The following is a 19,084-nucleotide window of genomic DNA, read 5'->3' as shown; positions in this document are numbered from 1 at the left end:
TTTCGCCATCATCTTGGGCTTCCGCTACGAAGACCGTTTCCGAACTGAGATGATGGTTCTCGGATCCTTCGCCGGACCGAACCAGAAAGAAGCTGCTTCATGCCCTTTCGGCGCCGCAAAGCCCCGACCTTCCGAGAAAAGCTGCATCGCGCAATATTCCCCCCGAAGGGGTTCCGCCGTGTGCTCGGATATTACCGGCTCAAGATCTTGCGCATCGGCGGTTCGCCGCATGCGGTTGCTGCCGGTCTTGCCATCGGCATGGTCAGCGCCTGGACACCCTTTCTCGGCTTCCACATCCTTTTTGCGATTCCTTTTGCCTGGGTGCTGGGCGGCAGCATGGTCGCTGCGGCGCTTGGCACGGCCTTCGCCAATCCCGTTACTTGTCCCATCATCTGGCCCCTTACGTGGGAAATCGGCCAGTTCATCCTTGGCCGCGCTGGCGGCGGCGAAGCGCGGCCGGTCGATCTAGCGGCGCTGTTTTCCCAGCTCAAGCTATCGGAACTCTGGGACCCGATCCTGGAACCGATGCTGATCGGCTCGCTGCCTCCCGGACTGTTCTGCGGACTGCTTGTCTATGTCGCGACCTATTTCGGAATCCGTAGTTTTCGCAACAGCCAGACGGAGCGTCGCCTTGCCCGCCGCAGCGAATATCAGCAGGCCTATGAGCGGGAATATCAGCCGGGGAACTTGACGGCGCAGCCGGCAGACCGCAAGTCAGTCGATGCTTGAGAAAGAGGGACTTTGATGATTATCGGCATGGGCAGTGACCTCATCGACATCCGTCGAGTTGAAAAATCCATCGAACGTTTCGGGGAACGGTTCACCCATCGTTGTTTCACCGATATCGAGCGCGCAAAGTCCGATCGTCGGAAGAACCGCGCCGAATCCTATGCCAAGCGGTTCGCCGCCAAGGAAGCCTGCTCCAAGGCTCTCGGCACCGGCCTTGCAAACGGCGTGTTCTGGAAAGACATGGGCGTTGTCAACCTGCCGGGCGGCAAGCCGACCATGGTGTTGACGGGTGGCGCGGGCGAGCGGCTGGCGGAACTGATGCCCGCCGGTCAGGAGCCTTTCATTCACGTCACGATCACCGACGAGTATCCCTATGCGCAGGCCTTCGTGATCATTGAGGCGCGACCGGTGGCCGCTCCGTGAGCGTACCAGAATTTGGCGAAGCGGTGGCCCATTGCCGCCGCTCTGTGAAGACGCTAAAGCATGTCCCGCAAAAGCGCGCAGCGGTTTTGTAGCTACAAGGTGCCACGCAGGAATGACCTGAACGGCGGGCGTGATCTCTCGAAGATTGCGGCACGTTTCACACAGGTAGCCATCCGCCGTGAAGAGAGAGATTGAAATACGTGTCCGATAACGCCGAGACGAAGCCGCAGAATGCCCTTTGGGAAAACATCAAGGTCATCATCCAGGCCTTGCTGCTGGCTATGGTGATCCGCACCGTCCTGTTCCAGCCCTTCACGATTCCGTCCGGCTCGATGATGCCGACGCTCCTGGTCGGCGACTATATCTTCGTCAACAAGTTCGCCTACGGGTTCTCGAAGTATTCGATGCCGTTTTCGCCGGACCTGTTTGAAGGCCGCGTCCTTCAGTTCAGCGAGCCGAAGCGCGGCGACGTGATCGTGTTCCGCCTGCCGCAGCAGCCCGAGATCGATTACATCAAGCGCCTGATCGGCCTTCCCGGTGACCGCATCCAGGTTCGCGACGGCGTGCTCTTCGTCAACGGAACCGCTGTACCCAAGCAGGGCGACGGCGCTTTCACATCCGACTACCGCTCCGATCCCGGCACCAACGTTCCAGTCTTCCGCGAGACGCTCGACAACGGCGTGACCTTTGACACGCTCGACCAGTCCCCAAGCTCGCGCGGCGACAACACCCGCGAGTTCGTCGTGCCGGCCGAACACTACTTCTTCATGGGCGACAACCGCGACAACTCGCTCGACAGCCGCTTTGACGAAGGTCCGGGCATGGTTCCGGCCGAAAACCTCGTCGGTCGCGCCAGCGTCATCTTCTTCTCGCTCGGCAATGATACGTCCTTCCGCGAAATCTGGAAATGGCCGTCCAACATGCGCTGGGACCGTCTCTTCAAGGGCGTTCATTGATGAAACCGCTTTCACTCTCGGCAGAAGAGCGCGGCCGGCTGGAAACGCTGATCGGCTACGCTTTTTCCGAGAAGCAGTGGCTTGACCGGGCGCTGACCCATGCCAGCGTCGGTCTTGCCAAGGATGCCAATTACGAGCGGCTGGAGTTCCTGGGCGACCGTGTGCTCGGCCTCTGCGTTGCCGAACTTCTGTTCACCACCTTCCGGTCCGCACCGGAAGGTGAGCTCTCCGTGCGCCTTAATCAGTTGGTCAGCGCGGAAAGCTGTGCCATTGTTGCAGACGAGATGGAATTGCACCGTTTCATCCGCACCGGTGCCGACGTCAAGAAGATCACCGGCAAGCGGATGATGAACGTCCGCGCCGATGTGGTGGAGAGCTTGATTGCCGCCCTTTATCTGGATGGCGGACTGGAAGCTGCCCGCGGTTTCATTCTGCGTCATTGGAAGGCGCGTGCGACCCGCGCCGATGGCGCCCGCCGCGACGCCAAGACGGAATTGCAGGAATGGGCACATGCCAAATTCGGCGTGACGCCTTCCTATCGCATTGACGACCGCTCCGGCCCGGATCACGACCCGCGCTTTACCGTGACGGTCGAGATTCCCGGTGTTTCGCCCGAAACGGGCGCCGACCGGTCGAAACGTGCAGCCGAACAGGTGGCTGCCACCAGGATACTCGAACGCGAAGGCGTCTGGCAGAAGACCTCTGCTGAAGACTGATTGGACATCATGATCGAAGACAACACCATCGAAGGCAAAGACGAAGACGTAAACGCCGTTCAGCCGGAAACCGCGGTCGACGAGGCGGCGGCGGAACAGGCTGAAGCCGGTCCGACCCATTCCGGTTTCGTGGCGCTGATCGGCGCGACCAATGCCGGCAAGTCGACGCTGGTCAACCGTCTCGTCGGCGCCAAGGTGTCGATCGTCAGCCACAAGGTGCAGACAACCCGCGCCATCGTTCGGGGCATCGCAATCCACAACAACGCCCAGATCGTCTTCATGGATACGCCCGGCATCTTCAAGCCGCGCCGCAGGCTGGACCGCGCCATGGTGACCACCGCCTGGGGCGGCGCCAAGGATGCCGACATGATCGCGCTCCTGATCGACAGCGAACGCGGCCTGCGCGGCGATGCCGACGCGATCCTCGAGGGTCTGAAGGATGTGCATCAGCCGAAACTGCTGCTTCTGAACAAGATCGATCAGGTCAAGCGCGAGGATCTTCTGGCGCTTGCTGCTGCGGCCAACGAAAAGATCGACTTCGTGCGCACGTTCATGATCTCGGCGACGACCGGTTCCGGTTGCGACGATCTGATGGACTATTTCGCAACGACCCTGCCGGAAGGTCCCTGGTACTACCCGGAGGACCAGATTTCCGACCTGCCGATGCGGCAGCTTGCTGCCGAAATCACCCGCGAGAAGCTCTTTCTAAGGCTCCACCAGGAGCTTCCCTACGCCTCGCATGTCGAGACGGAGAAGTGGGAAGAGCGAAAGGATGGCTCCGTCAGGATCGAACAAGTCATCTATGTCGAGCGCGAAAGCCAGAAGAAGATCGCTCTCGGCAAGAACGGCGACGCCATCAAGGCAATTTCGACAGCGTCGCGCAAGGAACTGACCGAGATCCTTGAACAGCCCGTTCACCTGTTCCTTTTTGTGAAGGTCAGGGAAAATTGGGGAGACGATCCACAACGTTTCCGCGAAATGGGCCTGGAATTCCCGAAAAACTGAATGTTTGACCGTTTTTGGCTTGCCGACTCCTTCCGATGCGTTAGCTTGATATCGGGAGAAGGAACTGCTGTGTAATTTCGAATGTTAGTAAATTCGGAAATGCTTAATTGTTATTTCCTAAAATACGCCGACGGGTTACGCTGGTTGTATTGAAGGACTGAGGCGATCTCGGCAAATCGTGGAGGTGGTGCCAGGCATGAGCGATATAAGACGTTTTGATGCCTTCAGTGGTATGGATCTCAGCGATGCGGTTGGGTTCTTCAGCTGGAACGTTCAGGAGAACAAGGTCTACGGCGATCAGGTCTTCGCATTCATCTACGGGGTCCCCTACAGGGACCTCGAGAGCGGCGCGCCGATCGAACAGGTCATCGTCAACGTCGACGATGGCGACAAGCAGCGCGTCGCAAAAGCCCTGCACGAGTCCATCATTTCTGGCAAAAAGTGCCATCAGAGTTATGGAATCACCCATGTGGACGGTCGCCGCGTCACGGTGACAGGGCAGGGACGATGCCTTCGCGACAAGCTCGGCCTGCCGTCGATCTACACAGGTTCCGTTACCGCTGTCGAAGTGGGCAGTGGTGCTCATTCTGGCGATCCACTCAAGACCCATTGTCTCGAGGCTTTGAAAATCGCCAACAGCCGCCGCCACGCGCTTGCGGCCCGCTACCTGTCCTCCGCACTCAACGTGCTGGATGGCGGCAAAAAAGCGTAAAGCATCCATGGTTCGGGCAAATTGCGGCTGCATCCTCCGGTCGTGCACGATGGCTGCAGAATCGCTCCCTTGGACATTCCTGTCAGCCAAAGGTCGCTCGTGATTCGTTACGTAGAATCCCGTAGCAACTTGTCATCTATCAATGTACGCGATTGCTAACGCGATGGTGATGGTACAACTACGCGTCGTATTGGCATAGGGAGCGGACATGGCGCGCGGAACGATCGCTTCTGACGAACCGGATCAGGATTTCATCAACGCGGTGGGGTTCTACAGCTGGAATGTTGCAGAAAACCGCGTCTATGGTGACGACGTCATCGCCCATGTGTTTGGTCTCTCGATCGAGGACCTGTCGATCGGAATGCCGATCGACGTCCTGGTGCGCTACATCGACGAAGGCGACAAGCAGCGTGTGGCCAAGGCTATCCACATGGCGATCGTCGATGGTGCAGCCTACAATGCCGAATACAGCCTGACCCATCCGGATGGCCGTAAGGTTAGCGTTCGCGCGAACGGGCGCTGTCTACGCGATGTCGATGGGCTGCCTTCGATCTACAGCGGCACTGTCATCGTGCAGCCAGCGCTCGCAGAACCGATCCAGATCAGTGATCCGCTCGAGAGCCACTGCCGGGCAGCGCTGGATCTCGCTTCAGCGCGCGGCCATGCTCTGGCCGCGCGATATCTGTCTTCAGCACTGAACATGCTGACGCCGGATCTCGGCTGAGACGGAGATCTTACTTCTTGCGCTCCATCAGCGCCTTGACCTCTTCGAAGCGACGACGATTTTCGGGTTCCTGCTCACCCGGGCCGTAGCATGTCTTCGAGATGCAGAAGCGCAGCAGCGTGAAGGGAGGTCCACCCTTGCCGAACTCGCAATCGATCTCGTTGGTGAAATCCGTCGGCTTGGCGTCCTGGCGGGTCGAATAGGTGAGACGTGCGCCCGGCGGATCGAGTTCCGGGAAGGACTGCACAATGCCGGTCTTGACGTCTGGAATGAGCAGGAAGTTCTTGGCAACCGCGACGCAGGCCTGTTCAAGCTGCGGCGACTGCGCGGCCGCAGGCGTTGGCAAGGCGAGGCCAAAGGGCATCGCGGCAATGATAGCGGTAGCGAGCAGGGCGTTTTTCATGTGATCTCCGGCAGCGTATTGCTCTTGGCTGTTCGGCGGAGAAATCCGCGGCGAAGGCAATTTGTTCCAGCCCGGTCGAGAGATAAATCGAGGGAGGCGCGACAGCCACACCTAGATACCGACAGAGCCCGCAAACCGTGCCGGAAAGACGCAGAAACCGATTCAGTCCCAAGAGGTTATACGGTAGAACTGATCAACGCAGACAGGAAGTTCACCTATCGATGCAGTGGCAGGACGAGGCAATCATCATCGGCGTGAAACGCCACGGCGAGACGAGTGTCATCGCCGAACTGATGACGCGCGAACGCGGCCGCCATCTCGGCATCGTCCGGTCCGGCCGCTCGCGCGCGATGCAACCGGTGCTGCAGCCGGGAAACCGCGTGGAGGTGGTCTGGCGCGCGCGTCTCGACGAGCATCTCGGCGAATTCAAGCTCGAACCGCTGCAACTGCGTGCAGCAAAGCTGATGGAAACCGCAACGGCGGTCTACGGTGTCCAGGCGATGGGGGCTCTGCTTCGGCTGCTTCCCGAGCGTGATCCGCATCCGCACCTGTTCGAAGCTCTCGATATCATTCTCGATGCGATGGATGATCCGTCCGATGCGGGCGAACTCTTCGTCCGGTTCGAACTCGCGGTGCTGAACGATCTTGGTTTCGGACTGGATCTTTCGGAATGTGCGGCGACCGGCACACGCAGCGATCTTGTCTATGTGTCGCCGAAATCCGGTCGCGCCGTGAGCCGCGATGCCGGCGCTCCCTATGCGGACCGCATGCTGGCCCTGCCGGATTTTCTGGGAGAGGGAGCATCCAGGACTGCCGACCGCGACGGCATGGCCGCGGCCTTCCGTCTGACCGGCCATTTCCTATCCCGGCATGTCTATGAACCGCGCGGAATGACCCAGAGTACCGCCCGCGACGGGTTCGTTCAGGCGGCGCTGAAGGCGCTGTCGAAAGCCCCTGACGATCAGACGCCGCAAGGATAAGGTATCATTCCGCCGGCTGCATGACCGGTTGGCGGTTCACCGTCTTTTCGCGAATGGGCCAGTGTACGGCCGCGGCAAACAGGCCGAACACAACGCCGAACCACCAGACCATGTCATAGGAACCGAGCCTGTCGTAAAGCGCGCCGCCCATCCAGACGCCGAGGAACGACCCCACTTGGTGCGACAGGAACACGAAACCGCCAAGCAGGCCCAGATGCCGCGTGCCGAACATGATCGCCACCAGTCCGTTGGTCGGCGGCACCGTGGACAGCCACAAGAGACCCATCACGGCGGCAAAGATGATGACCGAGGTCGGAGACTGCGGGAGCAGCAAAAACGCCGTGACGGCGATCGAGCGACCGATATAGATATAGGCGAGCAGATAGGGTTTCGAGTAGCGCTGCCCGATCACGCCGGCGCCAAGCGAGCCGATGATGTTGAAGAAACCGATCAGTGCCATGGCGATCACCGCATAGCGAGCCTCGATGCCGATATCGCGAAGATAGGCCGGAAAATGCGCGGTGATGAAAGCTACCTGAAAACCGCAGACGAAAAAGCCCGAGGTCAGCAACAGGTACGATTTGTGCCCGAAGGCTTCCCGCAGTGCCTGCGCCGCGGTCTGCTTGAACTCCGTCTGGTTCTGCGTGCCGGAGCTGGCATTGCCCCGGAGCGGGATGGCAAGCAGCGGAACAGCAAGCATCATCGCCGACATGATCATCAGACTGTCCGACCAGCCGTAGGCCGTGATCAGCGCCTGGCTGAGCGGCGCAAACAGAAACATCCCGGCAGAGCCGGCGGCAGTGCCGATCCCGAACGCGAAGGAGCGCTGTTCGGGCGTCACGTTGCGGGCAAAGGCTGACAGGATCGTGCCGAACGAACCGGCGCCGACGGCAAGCCCCACCATCAGGCCGCCGGACAGGTGCAGCATGGGAATTGATTGCGCGGACGACATCAGGAACAGTCCGCCCGCATAGAGGAGACCGGACAGGGCGAGCACGCGGCCGGTACCGTATTTGTCCGCTATCGCTCCGAAGATCGGCTGGCCAAGGCCCCAGGCGAGGTTCTGGATCGCCATCGCGAGCCCGAAAGTGGTGCGATCCCAGCCACGATCGGACAACATCGGCAGTTGGAAGAAGCCCATTGCCGAACGCGGGCCGAAGGTCAGCATCGCAACCAAGGCACCGGCCGTGATGATCAGCCAGGGCATCGATGCGCGCGCGGGGTTGGACATGCTTGCCTCCTGAAATCAGGCATTATCCATAGCCGCGCAGGTGTGAAATGGGAAACGACTTTTCCTGACGCGATGCATCACAACAGCTGGTGCGACAAAGCCTTTTCTACAGCGCGCCGGGCGGCTCGATCGGGGGCGGTGGGACTTTGCCAAGCCGCGATTCGCGCCAGAGCGTGAAGGCGCCGGCGCTGATGACGATCGCACACCCGGCCACCATGTTGATGGTCATCATCTCGCCAAACAGCATCACACCGATCAGGCAGACGAGCACCGACTGTACGTAGAACATCGGCTGTACCGCGACGGCGTCGACGAGCGAGTAGGCGCGGATCAGCAGATAGTGCCCGGTCATGCCGGTAATGCAAAGCGTCAGCATCCAGAACCAGTCGGAGAGCGTGATGTGCGACCAGTAGAACGGACCGACCAGCGTGATCGCCGCAGCACCGGCAATACCTGTGTAGAAAAACGCGGTATCGGCCGTGTCGGTGCGGCTCGCGAGCCGGGTCAGCACCGAGTAGAGCGCAAACATCGTGGTGCCGATCAGCGGGATGACGATCCGGAAATCGAATGTCGCATGCAGCGGATTGATGATCATCAGGATGCCGGCAAAGCCGACGCCGATCGCGGTCCACCGCCGCCAGCCGACCTTCTCGCCGAGCAAGGGCACCGACAGGCAGGCAACGAGCAGTGGCGTCGCAGCAAAGATCGTATGGGTGGCCGCAAGACCGACCTCGGCAAATGAGAAGATCGACAGCGCGATCTGGAAAACCAGAATGACGCCGCGGGCAATCTGCAGCCACAACCTGTTCGCGGACGCTGCACCTTTGACACCGCCGGACGAGCGACCGGCCACGATGAGCACGAAACCTGCGAAGGCCCAGTAGCGGATCATCGCCACGAAAATGGGAGGATAGGCGCCGCCCAGGTGTTTCGAGATGCCGTCCTGAACCGCGAAGATAATGACAGCAGTCAACGCGAAGAGAAGTCCCGTAGACCGAGATGTCATGATGGTGATCGATTCCAGTGCGGAGCGCGCAAGCGCCGCCGTGACGCCCTACGTTTGTGAGATCGGTGTTCTTGACCGGTTTTGACCTTTGTCAACAAACGCCGATTGGACATGTCTGCCATGCGGTGCCGTCAGAGGGAACCTTCAGATCCGAAAAAGGTATATGAGAAACTGCAAATAGTTCTGGAGACCTGCACTTGAGGTCTTCCCCGTACTGGCGACTGGAACATATGTTCTCAAGGTTGAGTTAGACTTGGGCAAGCAAATCAGGAGAAACGATGCTCACTGGGATGACGGAAGACCAGCGAAACGAATTTCTGGAGCGCATCACCGCGACCACGATTGCAAACCAGGCAATCCTGAAGTGTAGCATCAGCGGTTTTCCTTTGACGGCGGATAATGTTGTCGCCTTCGTTGGCGATTTTCTCGATCCGGAAAACCCGAACCTGCAGGAACTGATCGAAAAAATTGGTTACGCCATCGACGAGGTGCTGGATTGCCAGGGCCAGGCAATGCGCTTGGCTCGGTAAGCTCACGACAGTTCTCAAGTCCGGTAAGGGGACGCGGCCAGACAACAACATGGCCACTGTTCTTTACCGCTGCTTGATGGCCCACGCGCCGCGTGTCGAGACCACTTTCACGTCGTCACCAATTGCGATCATGCCGCTGCCGCGCGGCACGGCGTTCCATCCGAACAGCGGGCCGGGAACACGCCGGTCGGCCGACATGCGCAGGCGACCGAGTGCCGGCATCGGGTTGGCGACATCCCGTGAACCGGTCACCTGATCCTGGGTGATCATGATGCAGCGGGCGCAGGGTTTGACGAGATCGAGACGAAGGCCGCCGATCTCGATCGCCTCCCAATGGTCGTCGCCAAAGGCGTCCCCATCGTCGATGACGATGTTGGCGCGGAACCGGTCCATCCCGACGGCGCCTTCTCCATGCTTCTCCATGTCGGCATTGATCGCCTCGAGCGAGCCGGTGGTCGTGACCAGGACCTGGTATCCGTCGGCAAATGTGACCGGCGTATCGGGTCCTGCCCAGTCGTCGCTTGCGGTCCGCTTCGAACGTTCATCGAAGAAAACAAGCCGCACGTCGCAGCCCAGCCAGTCGCAAAGAGTCGAGTTGACATCCTTGTCGGCCAGCGCGGCGCTGACGATCGAATTCCAAACGACCACATCGGTACGCCGGTAGCCCGGCGGCCGGGTGACGGTGATCTCGCCCTTGCTCTCCATCGAAAACCGGAACCCGTCCGTGTCGGGCAGGACCTGCAACTGCGCCATTTCTGGAAGATCGCGCTGGTTGACGAAATGCCCCCTGGTATCGACCAGCATCAAGCTGCGATCGCCGGGTATGCCTGTGCACGTCATCTGCGTCTCAGTGAGCGAAATGCCGCGGCCGCTCTTCAAGGGGTAGTAGTTGATCTCGCTGACATGCATGGGTTTTCCTCAAATTTCATCGAGAAAGAGGTCGAGAACACTTTTCAGACGCTGGTGGCGTTCGTTTGCCGCCTGCCGGCCGGCCTGCGTCTTGAAGCCGTCGGCGAGCTTGAACAGCTTCGTCTCGAAATGATCAATTGCAAACGTCCTGTCGTCCAGCGGTCGATGCTTGGCGAGCGGATCGGCCGGATCGTAAAGCGCCGAACCCATCCGCCCGGCAATGTAGAAACAGCGTGCCGCACCGATCATGCCGATTGCATCGAGCCGGTCCGCATCCTGCAGGATCTTCGCCTCGATCGTCTGCGGCTCGAGATTTGCCGAAAAACTGTGGGTGAGTATCGCATGGGAGACCGCATCGATCTCTGTATCGCTCCAGCCCATCTCGCCCAGAATGCCCGCCGCCTTCTCCGCGGCAAGACGAGACGCCTGGTTGCGCAGCGGGGAGTTCTTTTCCACCGCAACGCAGTCATGCAGCAGCACCGCGGCTGCCAGCACCCGCCCGTCGCCGCCTTCGTGTTGATGAATGCGCATCGCATTCTTGAAGACGCGGGCGATGTGAGCCAGATCGTGGCTTCCATCGTCGCCAGCACTGGCATGCGGAATGAGGCTTCTGGCCAGATCCTGGTGGGGCGAAAAGGATTCTGCGAGTGACGCGGTCATGCTGGTTTCTACGAAGGTTCGTGAGAATCGTCTGTATTAGATGTTTCGCTCTTGTTGACCAGAATCCGTTGATAGAAAAGCCCGATTCCGATCAGAACTGCCCCCAGCCCGATGAAGGACAGGGCCCGCATAATGCCTTCGAGATTGGCCATGTCGATCAGGAAGACCTTCGCCACGGACACCAGCACCAGCACTGCAGAAGCAAGCCGCAGGCTCTTGGCGTTCCATTTCGAGCCCGCTACCAGAAGGCCGATGCCGATCAGGAGCCAGACCACAGAATAGGCATAGGTTTCGGAAGCGAGAAATCCCTTCCACTGGGCAATATTCTGGCCCTGGAAAAAGCGTCGAACCGAAAGCGTCGCCCAGAGAAAGCCGAGCAGGGCGCCCGAGACGGCGAGCATTGCCACGTAGGGCGCTGGCCGCCGGCCGCGAGCCAAGTACGAGGTCAGTCCATAGGCGAGCGCCGGGAGAAGATAACCGAGCAGCAGAAGGTTGAGGACGGGCCAGGAGCCCGTGCTTTCGCCTGAAAAGAACGGATTGAGCGCAAACACATGCGCCGAGAGCACGTTCACCGTCGCGATCGCGCCGGCGATCATCGAGCCGTAGCGGAAGACCGGGCTCGGGCTTTTCAGGTCGAGCGTCATCAGAATGCCGGAGAAGCCGATCGTCAAGAGCGTGTAGATCGACTGCTCGCCAAGCGTCGGCGTGCGGGCATCGAGCACGCCGCCATTCATCGCGTGGCGTATCAGCACGGCAAGTGTCAGCAGGGCTGCAAGCGATGCCAGTCCCTGCAAAACGTTGCGGACACGGACATCGGGTGAATTGCGCAGCATCCAGGCTGCTACAATCGCGAGCAGGGTCGGAATACCGTAGCCCGGCAGCAGCGCATTGAAGAACGGCGTCGTGCCGAGACTGTCCGCGCCAACCAGCGTCGGCTGCCAGGCGATGCGGCCGAACACGATCGCGATTGCCGCCGCCATCATCCAGGGCAGGGCAGCCCATGTCCGCACTCGCATCGCCATCAGATAGGCAAAGCCGAGACCGGAGAGAAGGATCGTCGTGACGATGCCGTTGGTGAGCGCGTGCAGTGCCAGCGTGAAGCCCGCGAAGGAGCCGAGCACGGCGATATTTGCCGGCCAATCGATGCCGTCGCCATCGCTTTCATCACGTCCGCGAAACAGCCACTCCGCCACCGCGAGCATCGCAAGTCCGATGCCGATGCCGTAGAGGCCGTGCGTCCAGTCGCGGAAAAAATTGCCGAAGTTCAGAAACGAGATGAACCCGATCGTGACCGGCATTGCCCCCATCATAAAGGACCAGAGTACCGAAAACGTCGGTTCCTCATGCCGGAAGCGCCTGAGGAACCCGGCCCCGAGCAGCGTGAAGATGCCGCCGAGGAGCAGGAAGCCTGCAATCTCGTGGCCGAAAGCGGCAACGACAGGCGCGGTTGTGCCGGTCACCGGTTCGGGCATCACATAGGCGAGCAATGTCGACGCAACGGTCGCGATACCGGCAAGCGCGGCGAGCGCTGCAACCACGACCGTCCACACCCCGTAGCTGCGACTGCTGCCGACGGCGGCCAGCGCGCCGATCAGGGCGACGAAGACGAACAGCGGATGAAGAGAGCCCCCAGGCGTGGCGACCAGCATGGCAAGCGCCGAAATCGCGACCGTGACTGATAACGAGAGGGTGATCCGCAGCGGTGGCCTCTTCAGCAGCGCCCGCCAGCCGCCGCTCCCTGTCAAGCCGCGCGTATAAACGCGGCCGGGCCAGATGAGGATCGTTCCGGCAATCATCATCAGCAGCACCAGCGAAGGCGGCATCATGTCGATCGGCAGCGATTGTGACGTGTAGGCGAGAACCCAGAGGCCGATCCCGAAATTGGCGATCATCGGCACCACGGTCCAGCGGCGGATGCGCGAGGCGGCGTTCAACGCCAGCCAGCTCACGCCGAGAAACAGGAACAACGCGTTGACGTCCGGGTCGTCGGTCGTCACCAGAAGCGGCGTGATCAGCGAGCCGAGCAGGCCAAGCCCGGCCAGCGTCTGCCCGTGCAGCAGCGACAGCCCTATTGTTGCAAACGAAATCAGGGCCATCAGCATGAAGGCGGTGCCGGAGCCGATGAAATCGTAAAAGGCGTAGGCCGCGAAGGACGCGCCCAGCAGCGTGATGCTACCGGCGGCCGTCAGCGCACCGGGGATCATCGCATTGGCGTAGAGCTCCGACATCTTGGGCATTGCCCGACGGCGCACCAGCTCGCCGGCGGCAATCAGCACCAGGCCGAACATCGCTGCCAGCGACAGACGGGCACCGGGGCCGAGCAGACCGGCTTCGATCGAATAGCGGACAAGGAAGATGCCGCCAAAGGCGAGTGCCACGCCACCCACCCAGACCGGCCAGCGAGCACCGAGATAGCTTTCCAGATTTTCACGGCGGAAGCGCGGAGCGGGCGCGGGGAGCGGTGGTGTTTCGGCTGCCTGATCGGACGTCCTCACCTCGGGCGCCATGATCTCTGCCAGAACTTCGGTCTTCGATGGTTCTGCTGCAGCCTTTGCAAGGTCCGTGTCTTCGACCATGTCAGCCGCGGCTTCGGTGCGGATATCGGCAAGTGCCGTCTCGGGCGACACGACCACCTCGGAAGTGACGGGAACGCCGGTCAGCAGGCGCGCCCGGACATCCGAAAGTTCTTTCTCCAGCGAAGCGACCCGGCCCGACAGCTTTCGCTGCGAGACGACGAGGGAGAGAATGAGAACGATCAGCAGAAGCTGGAGGATCATATGCTAGCGGGCTCGGTTGAGAAGGTCAGCGGACGTTATACCATTGGTCCGCAAAGAAAAGCCGATCTCCCCGTCGATACCGTTATGGGGTGTATGAAGCCGGACCGTCGTCCTGCGCATCGGCCGGCACCTCTTCCTCGACCACCTTGTCGAAGGCAAGCTTGACGGCCTTGGTCATGTCGCGGCTGACCGCCCACCACTGGGCGCTCTTGATCCAGTAGCGCAGTGTCAGTTTGGCGCTGCCGGCATCGAAATCCGCAAGATAGGTGGTCGGTGCCGGGTTGCTCTCCACCCGCGTTTCCGACTTGGCGATCGACTTGAGCTTGGCTTCGGCCTCGTCGAGGCTCTGGTCGGCCGACAGCGTCACCGAGATCTCGTGCCGGCGCGTGTGCAGGCGCGAATAGTTGGTGATCGGCACGTTCCAAAGCGTCGAATTCGGCGCCAGGCGATAAACGCCTTCGGCGGTGCGAAGCTCGGTTGCAAACAGGCCGACATCGACGATCGTGCCGCTGACATTGCCAGTCTCGATCGATTCGCCGACGCGGAACGGGCGCAGAACCAGAAGCATGATGCCGGCTGCGATATTCTGCAGCGTGCCCTGCAGGGCAAGACCGACCGCGAGGCCGATCGCGCCCAGTGCCGCAAGGACCGATGCCGTCTGGACGCCGAACTGGCCGAGCACCATCACCACGACGATGATCAGCACCGCGTAACGGATGATGTTGGAGAAGAACTGCGCCAGCGTTGCGTCGATGCCGTTCACCCGCGACAGACCGTTATGCGCCCAGCGGCTGAGCAGGCGGGCGGCGGCCCATCCGACGATCAGAAGAAGAATGGCGCCGATGACCGAGAATGAATACTGGATGCCGAGGGCTGTGAGCTGTGAGAGTGCCGTACGAGTTGCGACGACGAAAGCCGATGCCTGTTCCATTCGGGGCCTGATCCTTTGCTGCAAAGAGGAGGCTAATTGGCGCGTGTGACTGTCAGGTCAAGGCAAACGGAGCGACGTTTCTCACCCGCCGCAGGGGATCAGGACGCGCGGTTTTCGATTTCGGCCTGTGCCGTAACAGGCAGCACGAACGAGGCCCGACCATCCGTTTCAGCGCCGCGCCCGATCCGCTTGATCGCCTGCACAAGCCGTCCGTCACGCTGCAAAAGACGGTCGCCGATCTCAATCAGCCTTGTATTCGGCGTCGCATGCGGCGCGACCTTGCGCAGCCTTGTCGCGAGCTCGACCTCGTCCTGTTCAGGATAAAGTGCCAGCGACGCGATGACGGCAGCTGCCGGAGAGCGGGACACGCCCATCCAGCAATGCACGACGAGCGGTGCGGACTGATCCCAGTCTTTGACGAAGGCGATCAGCTGCTCCACATGTGCCTCGCTCGGCGCAATCAGAGTGCCGGTGCCGGCAAAGCCAATATCGTTCATCTTGAGCTTCAGGTGGCGCGCGGCGGCAATCACGGCAGGCCGGTGGAAATCCTGCTTTTCGGCAATCAGGCTCACCATCTCACGGGCGCCGTGGCGGACCGAGAGTTCAGCGATCTTGTCGAGCGGACAGACGATGATCCGGCTCATGCCGTCACACCGCGATCGGCTTCAAGCGCATGAAAGCGCTCGAGAAAGCGCGCCTGAGCATCGAGCGCCGGCATCGGCTTCAGTTCCAGCATGTCGCGGGTTATTCCACGCGGCACGCCGAAGAATTTCTGGGCTTCGGTGACGGAAAACCCGGCAAGCTCGGTCGCTTCGAAAAACGCGGCAACGGTGTCGGCCTTCTTGATCATCACCTTCAGCTCCTTGGTCGGATGCGGCGGCAGACCGAAGCGGATATGGATCGCAGCCTCGAGCCGCAATTCGACCGCCTTGTAACCGCCGCCGACTACCGACTTGAAGGGCGAGATCATGTCGCCGATGACGTATTCGGGTGCGTCATGCAACAGCGCCAGCGCCATCGCCTCGCTGGAGGCATCGGGATTGGTGCGACAAAAGATCTGCTCAACGATCAGGCTGTGCTGCGCCACCGAAAACGCGTGGTCGCCTTTGGTCTGGCCGTTCCAGCGCGCAACGCGGGCAAGCCCGTGGGCGATATCAGCAATCTCGACATCGAGCGGAGAGGGGTCCAGCAGGTCGAGCCGACGGCCGGAAAGCATCCGCTGCCAGGCGCGCATGGATTTCAATCCGCTCACGGCTCGGCCTCTTGCGTCGCTGTCGGGAACGACAGGTCGGTCCATTCCGGCAGCGAGAGAACGACGGTCACATCGCCCGCCGTCAGGGGAATACCATTGGCGATCGCATCGCCGACCCGGTCGATCCGCACGATTGCAAGCCCCTTGTTACCCAAGACGGATCCGAGCGTGCCGACCGGCTTGCCACCGGCCATGATGTCCGTGCCTGAGACGGGCAGGGCAGTCTCGCTTGTGACGAGCGCGACACGCCGCCGTGCCGTGCCACGGTGCTGCATGCGAGAGACGACTTCCTGCCCGACATAGCAACCCTTGCGGAACGACAGCCCGTCGGTCTTGTCGAGGAGAACGTCGTGCGGAAAGGCATCCTGCAGGGCATAGTCGAAGCCGGAGGCCGGAATGCCGGACGCGACCCGCAGCGTCTCGTACTCGGCTTCCGACGCGTCGATCGCAATGCCCTCGGGCTTTCCCGGATATCGCGACAAAGTCACGCCGGCTTTGGCAAACGCCGCATCCGCAGCACCAGTAACCGAACCGTCGCCCCAGGTTACCGTCACGCCATCGGCATCGTCGGCTGCAATCGTCACGGCCGCCCGCAGCTTGTACATGGTGAGACGGCGCATCAGCGCGTCACGCTGGGCGGCATCGGTCTCCATCAGGAAATCGTCGCCGTCTCGGAAGATCATGAAGTCGAACAGGATCTTGCCCTGCGGCGTCAAAAGCGCGCCGGGACGGGCCGTCCGTTCAGGCAGGGACTCGATATCTGTCGTGATCAGGCTGTGGAGAAAATCGCGTGCATCGACACCGGAAACCCGGATCAGCTGGCGCGAAGGAAGATGGACGGCGGGCATGGCGAAAGGTCCGATTGTTGAGCCGGAATGTCGAACCCGACAGGTAAGCCCTCCCGACCGCGCGAACAAGGGCAGTCGCGGTGCCGCAAGCGGAACGGCAAGAGTCAGTCGCCGCCGGTGAAGAACTTCCACTGGCCGTCGGGCGACAGGCCGATGCGGTAGAAATTATAGGCGTCGTTTTCTTCCATGCCGATCATATCGCCGGCCGTGACGATCCGCAGCAGCTCGACGCGCTCGGGTGGGGTGAGGGCAGAGATCGACTTGCCGGCGAAATACGGCCAGACGTAAACCTCTTCCGGCTGCCCGGCCTCGAGCCTCACGGCGCTGGCGGAGAGAAGGTCCATGACGATCGCCAGGATTTCCTGGCCGTCTGGATCGCCGGAAAAGTTCTTCAGCGCGCCGACCGGATCGTCGCCCTGATAGTCCATAACCTGGGTCTGGTTCGGGCCGGGATTGGTCAGCGGCTTCAGCCGTTCGATATCGCCGGAGGCAGCGGCCTCGATCAAGGCGGCGCGCATTTTCTTGACAGGCTCAGGCAACGTGGTCATGTCGCGGATGATGTCGGCCTGGATCGTGTCGGTCGCCGCAGCCGTTGGCTGGCCGGCGGCGGGTGCAGCGGGCGTTGCTACGGGCGCCTGGGCTGACCCGGTCGCCGGCACTTGCGGGCCCTCGAAAGCCTGCATGACGCCGGCCGATGGCTTGCTGCCGCCTGTTTCACCCTGCGCTGTGGTGCTCAGCGCCAGCGCGGAAGCCGGTGCCATAACCTGCAAGCCGCAAAAACATGTTGCGGCAAGCGCCAGACGCAGACCGTTGAAGTTTGTCATGATATGCATTCCGGCCGCCTTCCGAAGGGGAATTCTCGGCTTTTCTTGTGCCTGATAAGGATGTGCGAGATTACTGAACGATCCGTTCCGGCGAAAACTCTCCGGCCAGCATGCGGTTCTTCAGCGAATCCAGCAGCGCTTCGGCGCCGGTTTCGCCCAGCAGGCGGATCGTCTCGCGAATGGCGCAGGCCATCGCGACATCAGCAATGATTTCAGCCTCGATGCCATCGGCACGGCCATCGGCCCAGGCTTCATTCTGATATTCCAACGCAGCCTGCATCTTCTCGTGGACGATCATGTCATCGATTTCGTTGCGGCCTGTCTGCATACTCTTGATCCTCGGTACCCGTATTAATTACTGACCCATTAAGAACTTTATCAGCCTTTTATCAAAACGACACGGCTTGAGGTCAAAAGAGGTAAATAAACCGCTAATTTCCGTAGCGACTGGCTATTTCGGCGGCAAGTGTTGCGCCTTCGGCACGGTAGAGTTCCTCAGCCATGCGTGCGGGTTCATTGCAGGATGTGTGAACCGCGGCAAACGAGCGGTAGCCGCGGTTGTAGGCGGCGGTCAAGCGTTCCCGCCGTTTAGGCTCGCTGGCGGTGTCAGAATCCAGCAGTTTCTGCATGGATCCGCGCCAATCGTCACTGGTTGCACCGCAAAGCGACCGCAAATAAGTGACCGATCCCAGCACTTCCGCAAGCCGCATCATCTGCGAATCATACGGAGCCGGTTTTGATTCGGTTTCCGCCTGTGGCGCTGCCGTGGTCGCGGAAGGCGCCTGTTTCGCGGGAGCTTTCTGCGACTGGGCGCCAGCCGGCGCGGCGGCACAACTGAGCGCGATCGCAGCAACGATCGCGAATCGGTGGGAAGACGTGAGGAAAGACATCAGGCGGTGCATACGAACTCCTAACCGCGTTTCAGTTCCGCCGCCAGCCTTTCGGCGCATTCCAGCACGCTCGCAGGCACGGGAAGATTGCGGATCTCCTCAACCGAATACCATCCCGGATCGGCCGCATCGTCGGCGGCAATCGCTTCTCCTTCGGGGTCCGCTTCGACACGGAACACCGAGAGCGAGAAATGGCGGTTGTCGTCCTTGTCCTTCTTAAGGTCATAGGTGGCAAACAGGGTCGGATTGCGCACAGCGATGCCGGTCTCTTCGAAGAATTCCCGCACCGCCGTTTCCGATGGCGTCTCGCCGGGCTCGGCCCGACCCCCTGGAAAGGCAAACAGATTGGCCGAGGGCGGGTTCAATCGCCGGATCAGCAGAAATTTGCCGTCACGTTCGAGAATGGCTGACGATGCGGCTTGCGGGGAGGGCGTGACTGTTGTCATGGACTGCTGAAGCTTTGAAGAGCGATACGGTCAGGATAGTGTAGGCGGGAATAACCGCCCATCAAGGACATATCATGTCGCGCGCAAAAACCCTCTCACGGCATGACACGGCCCGAACCATGCCGGTGAACC

Annotated in this window: 23 protein-coding genes; 9 read left to right on the top strand and 14 right to left on the bottom strand. The window is 60.9% G+C overall.

Annotation, left to right across the window (positions count from 1 at the left end):
- Positions 1-99: 99 nt before the first annotated feature.
- The 7 genes from ACQY1J_RS15420 (at position 100) to ACQY1J_RS15390 (ending at position 5,265) form a co-directional block, all read left to right on the top strand.
- Complete coding sequence (locus tag ACQY1J_RS15420; protein WP_062453391.1) at positions 100-729, top strand: DUF2062 domain-containing protein; 630 nt, start codon at positions 100-102, stop codon at positions 727-729.
- A gap of 15 nt (positions 730-744) precedes the next feature.
- Positions 745-1,152 carry a holo-ACP synthase gene (gene acpS, locus ACQY1J_RS15415; protein ID WP_062453390.1) on the top strand — a complete coding sequence of 136 codons (408 nt, stop codon included), beginning with the start codon at positions 745-747 and terminating at the stop codon, positions 1,150-1,152.
- Between the two features lie 200 nt (positions 1,153-1,352).
- Positions 1,353-2,108 carry a signal peptidase I gene (gene lepB, locus ACQY1J_RS15410; RefSeq protein WP_062454754.1) on the top strand — a complete coding sequence of 252 codons (756 nt, stop codon included), beginning with the start codon at positions 1,353-1,355 and terminating at the stop codon, positions 2,106-2,108.
- Positions 2,108-2,824, top strand: coding sequence for a ribonuclease III (gene rnc / locus ACQY1J_RS15405; protein ID WP_430250252.1), 717 nt, complete (start codon positions 2,108-2,110; stop codon positions 2,822-2,824). The genes lepB and rnc overlap by 1 nt, the downstream gene beginning before the upstream one ends.
- A 9-nt stretch (positions 2,825-2,833) precedes the next feature.
- A complete protein-coding gene (gene era, locus ACQY1J_RS15400) occupies positions 2,834-3,829 on the top strand; it encodes a GTPase Era (protein ID WP_430251958.1) in 996 nt (331 codons plus the stop codon).
- Between the two features lie 196 nt (positions 3,830-4,025).
- On the top strand, positions 4,026-4,541 hold the full coding sequence (locus tag ACQY1J_RS15395) for a hypothetical protein (protein ID WP_062453388.1): 516 nt from the start codon (positions 4,026-4,028) through the stop codon (positions 4,539-4,541).
- Positions 4,542-4,749: 208 nt separating this feature from the next.
- Entirely contained in the window at positions 4,750-5,265 is a 516-nt protein-coding gene (locus tag ACQY1J_RS15390; protein ID WP_430250251.1) for a PAS domain-containing protein, read from the top strand.
- Between the two features lie 10 nt (positions 5,266-5,275).
- Here the strand turns inward: ACQY1J_RS15390 and ACQY1J_RS15385 are convergent, their stop codons facing one another.
- Complete coding sequence (locus ACQY1J_RS15385) at positions 5,276-5,668, bottom strand: hypothetical protein (protein WP_062453386.1); 393 nt, start codon at positions 5,666-5,668, stop codon at positions 5,276-5,278.
- A 221-nt stretch (positions 5,669-5,889) separates the two neighbouring features.
- Here ACQY1J_RS15385 and recO point away from each other — a divergent pair, with 221 nt between their 5' ends.
- Positions 5,890-6,648: a DNA repair protein RecO gene (gene recO, locus ACQY1J_RS15380; RefSeq protein WP_430250250.1), complete on the top strand. Its 759-nt coding sequence runs from the start codon at positions 5,890-5,892 to the stop codon at positions 6,646-6,648.
- A 4-nt stretch (positions 6,649-6,652) separates the two neighbouring features.
- Here the strand turns inward: recO and ACQY1J_RS15375 are convergent, their stop codons facing one another.
- A complete protein-coding gene (locus ACQY1J_RS15375) occupies positions 6,653-7,879 on the bottom strand; it encodes an MFS transporter (protein ID WP_062579793.1) in 1,227 nt (408 codons plus the stop codon).
- Positions 7,880-7,985: 106 nt separating this feature from the next.
- Positions 7,986-8,885, bottom strand: coding sequence for a DMT family transporter (locus ACQY1J_RS15370; RefSeq protein ID WP_062579794.1), 900 nt, complete (start codon positions 8,883-8,885; stop codon positions 7,986-7,988).
- Positions 8,886-9,163: 278 nt separating this feature from the next.
- On the opposite strand from ACQY1J_RS15370, the gene ACQY1J_RS15365 reads away from it, so the two are divergent.
- Entirely contained in the window at positions 9,164-9,415 is a 252-nt protein-coding gene (locus ACQY1J_RS15365; RefSeq protein WP_184654833.1) for a hypothetical protein, read from the top strand.
- 63 nt (positions 9,416-9,478) lie between these two features.
- On the opposite strand, the gene ACQY1J_RS15360 is transcribed toward ACQY1J_RS15365, so the two are convergent.
- The 11 genes from ACQY1J_RS15360 to ACQY1J_RS15310 all read right to left on the bottom strand — a co-directional run bounded on the left by ACQY1J_RS15360 (position 9,479) and on the right by ACQY1J_RS15310 (position 18,952).
- Positions 9,479-10,324, bottom strand: a complete 846-nt coding sequence (locus ACQY1J_RS15360; RefSeq protein ID WP_430250249.1) for an MOSC domain-containing protein — start codon at positions 10,322-10,324, stop codon at positions 9,479-9,481.
- 9 nt (positions 10,325-10,333) lie between these two features.
- Entirely contained in the window at positions 10,334-10,984 is a 651-nt protein-coding gene (locus tag ACQY1J_RS15355) for an HD domain-containing protein (RefSeq protein ID WP_184654835.1), read from the bottom strand.
- A gap of 8 nt (positions 10,985-10,992) precedes the next feature.
- Complete coding sequence (locus ACQY1J_RS15350; RefSeq protein ID WP_430250248.1) at positions 10,993-13,761, bottom strand: DUF2339 domain-containing protein; 2,769 nt, start codon at positions 13,759-13,761, stop codon at positions 10,993-10,995.
- 82 nt (positions 13,762-13,843) lie between these two features.
- A complete protein-coding gene (locus tag ACQY1J_RS15345) occupies positions 13,844-14,692 on the bottom strand; it encodes a mechanosensitive ion channel family protein (protein ID WP_174195908.1) in 849 nt (282 codons plus the stop codon).
- A 98-nt stretch (positions 14,693-14,790) separates the two neighbouring features.
- Positions 14,791-15,336: a tyrosine phosphatase family protein gene (locus ACQY1J_RS15340; RefSeq protein WP_062579805.1), complete on the bottom strand. Its 546-nt coding sequence runs from the start codon at positions 15,334-15,336 to the stop codon at positions 14,791-14,793.
- On the bottom strand, positions 15,333-15,926 hold the full coding sequence (locus tag ACQY1J_RS15335) for a YfbR-like 5'-deoxynucleotidase (RefSeq protein ID WP_210311804.1): 594 nt from the start codon (positions 15,924-15,926) through the stop codon (positions 15,333-15,335). Before ACQY1J_RS15335 ends, ACQY1J_RS15340 begins: the two co-directional genes overlap by 4 nt.
- Before the next feature lie 14 nt (positions 15,927-15,940).
- Entirely contained in the window at positions 15,941-16,792 is an 852-nt protein-coding gene (locus tag ACQY1J_RS15330; protein WP_430250247.1) for a YgfZ/GcvT domain-containing protein, read from the bottom strand.
- Between the two features lie 104 nt (positions 16,793-16,896).
- Positions 16,897-17,625 (bottom strand): hypothetical protein, encoded by a 729-nt coding sequence (locus ACQY1J_RS15325; RefSeq protein ID WP_430250246.1) that lies wholly within the window; start codon positions 17,623-17,625, stop codon positions 16,897-16,899.
- Positions 17,626-17,686: 61 nt separating this feature from the next.
- Positions 17,687-17,944, bottom strand: a complete 258-nt coding sequence (locus ACQY1J_RS15320; protein ID WP_062453374.1) for a hypothetical protein — start codon at positions 17,942-17,944, stop codon at positions 17,687-17,689.
- A 103-nt stretch (positions 17,945-18,047) separates the two neighbouring features.
- Positions 18,048-18,518 carry a TIGR02301 family protein gene (locus ACQY1J_RS15315; RefSeq protein WP_430250245.1) on the bottom strand — a complete coding sequence of 157 codons (471 nt, stop codon included), beginning with the start codon at positions 18,516-18,518 and terminating at the stop codon, positions 18,048-18,050.
- An 8-nt stretch (positions 18,519-18,526) separates the two neighbouring features.
- Positions 18,527-18,952 carry an NUDIX hydrolase gene (locus ACQY1J_RS15310; RefSeq protein WP_430250244.1) on the bottom strand — a complete coding sequence of 142 codons (426 nt, stop codon included), beginning with the start codon at positions 18,950-18,952 and terminating at the stop codon, positions 18,527-18,529.
- Between the last annotated feature and the right edge of the window lie 132 nt (positions 18,953-19,084).

It is taken from the genome of Neorhizobium sp. DAR64860/K0K1, assembly GCF_050500205.1.
GTDB classification, from domain to species: Bacteria; Pseudomonadota; Alphaproteobacteria; order Rhizobiales; family Rhizobiaceae; genus Neorhizobium; species Neorhizobium soli.
The sequence above is the reverse complement of the archived record's forward strand: the minus strand, read 5'-3'. Positions and strand labels throughout refer to the sequence as shown.

What these genes read in the sequence shown, in the direction of transcription:
- ACQY1J_RS15340 (WP_062579805.1), bottom strand. Translation starts at nt 15,336, where the DNA reads ATGAGCCGGATCATCGTCTGTCCGCTCGACAAGATCGCTGAACTCTCG.
- ACQY1J_RS15335 (WP_210311804.1), bottom strand. Translation starts at nt 15,926, where the DNA reads ATGCGCGCCTGGCAGCGGATGCTTTCCGGCCGTCGGCTCGACCTGCTG.
- era (WP_430251958.1), top strand. Translation starts at nt 2,834, where the DNA reads ATGATCGAAGACAACACCATCGAAGGCAAAGACGAAGACGTAAACGCC.
- ACQY1J_RS15320 (WP_062453374.1), bottom strand. Translation starts at nt 17,944, where the DNA reads ATGCAGACAGGCCGCAACGAAATCGATGACATGATCGTCCACGAGAAG.
- acpS (WP_062453390.1), top strand. Translation starts at nt 745, where the DNA reads ATGATTATCGGCATGGGCAGTGACCTCATCGACATCCGTCGAGTTGAA.
- ACQY1J_RS15370 (WP_062579794.1), bottom strand. Translation starts at nt 8,885, where the DNA reads ATGACATCTCGGTCTACGGGACTTCTCTTCGCGTTGACTGCTGTCATT.
- ACQY1J_RS15310 (WP_430250244.1), bottom strand. Translation starts at nt 18,952, where the DNA reads ATGACAACAGTCACGCCCTCCCCGCAAGCCGCATCGTCAGCCATTCTC.
- ACQY1J_RS15355 (WP_184654835.1), bottom strand. Translation starts at nt 10,984, where the DNA reads ATGACCGCGTCACTCGCAGAATCCTTTTCGCCCCACCAGGATCTGGCC.
- ACQY1J_RS15345 (WP_174195908.1), bottom strand. Translation starts at nt 14,692, where the DNA reads ATGGAACAGGCATCGGCTTTCGTCGTCGCAACTCGTACGGCACTCTCA.
- ACQY1J_RS15330 (WP_430250247.1), bottom strand. Translation starts at nt 16,792, where the DNA reads ATGCCCGCCGTCCATCTTCCTTCGCGCCAGCTGATCCGGGTTTCCGGT.
- recO (WP_430250250.1), top strand. Translation starts at nt 5,890, where the DNA reads ATGCAGTGGCAGGACGAGGCAATCATCATCGGCGTGAAACGCCACGGC.
- ACQY1J_RS15350 (WP_430250248.1), bottom strand. Translation starts at nt 13,761, where the DNA reads ATGATCCTCCAGCTTCTGCTGATCGTTCTCATTCTCTCCCTCGTCGTC.
- ACQY1J_RS15325 (WP_430250246.1), bottom strand. Translation starts at nt 17,625, where the DNA reads ATGCATATCATGACAAACTTCAACGGTCTGCGTCTGGCGCTTGCCGCA.
- ACQY1J_RS15385 (WP_062453386.1), bottom strand. Translation starts at nt 5,668, where the DNA reads ATGAAAAACGCCCTGCTCGCTACCGCTATCATTGCCGCGATGCCCTTT.
- ACQY1J_RS15360 (WP_430250249.1), bottom strand. Translation starts at nt 10,324, where the DNA reads ATGCATGTCAGCGAGATCAACTACTACCCCTTGAAGAGCGGCCGCGGC.
- ACQY1J_RS15390 (WP_430250251.1), top strand. Translation starts at nt 4,750, where the DNA reads ATGGCGCGCGGAACGATCGCTTCTGACGAACCGGATCAGGATTTCATC.
- ACQY1J_RS15375 (WP_062579793.1), bottom strand. Translation starts at nt 7,879, where the DNA reads ATGTCCAACCCCGCGCGCGCATCGATGCCCTGGCTGATCATCACGGCC.
- ACQY1J_RS15395 (WP_062453388.1), top strand. Translation starts at nt 4,026, where the DNA reads ATGAGCGATATAAGACGTTTTGATGCCTTCAGTGGTATGGATCTCAGC.
- ACQY1J_RS15420 (WP_062453391.1), top strand. Translation starts at nt 100, where the DNA reads ATGCCCTTTCGGCGCCGCAAAGCCCCGACCTTCCGAGAAAAGCTGCAT.
- ACQY1J_RS15315 (WP_430250245.1), bottom strand. Translation starts at nt 18,518, where the DNA reads ATGCACCGCCTGATGTCTTTCCTCACGTCTTCCCACCGATTCGCGATC.
- rnc (WP_430250252.1), top strand. Translation starts at nt 2,108, where the DNA reads ATGAAACCGCTTTCACTCTCGGCAGAAGAGCGCGGCCGGCTGGAAACG.
- ACQY1J_RS15365 (WP_184654833.1), top strand. Translation starts at nt 9,164, where the DNA reads ATGCTCACTGGGATGACGGAAGACCAGCGAAACGAATTTCTGGAGCGC.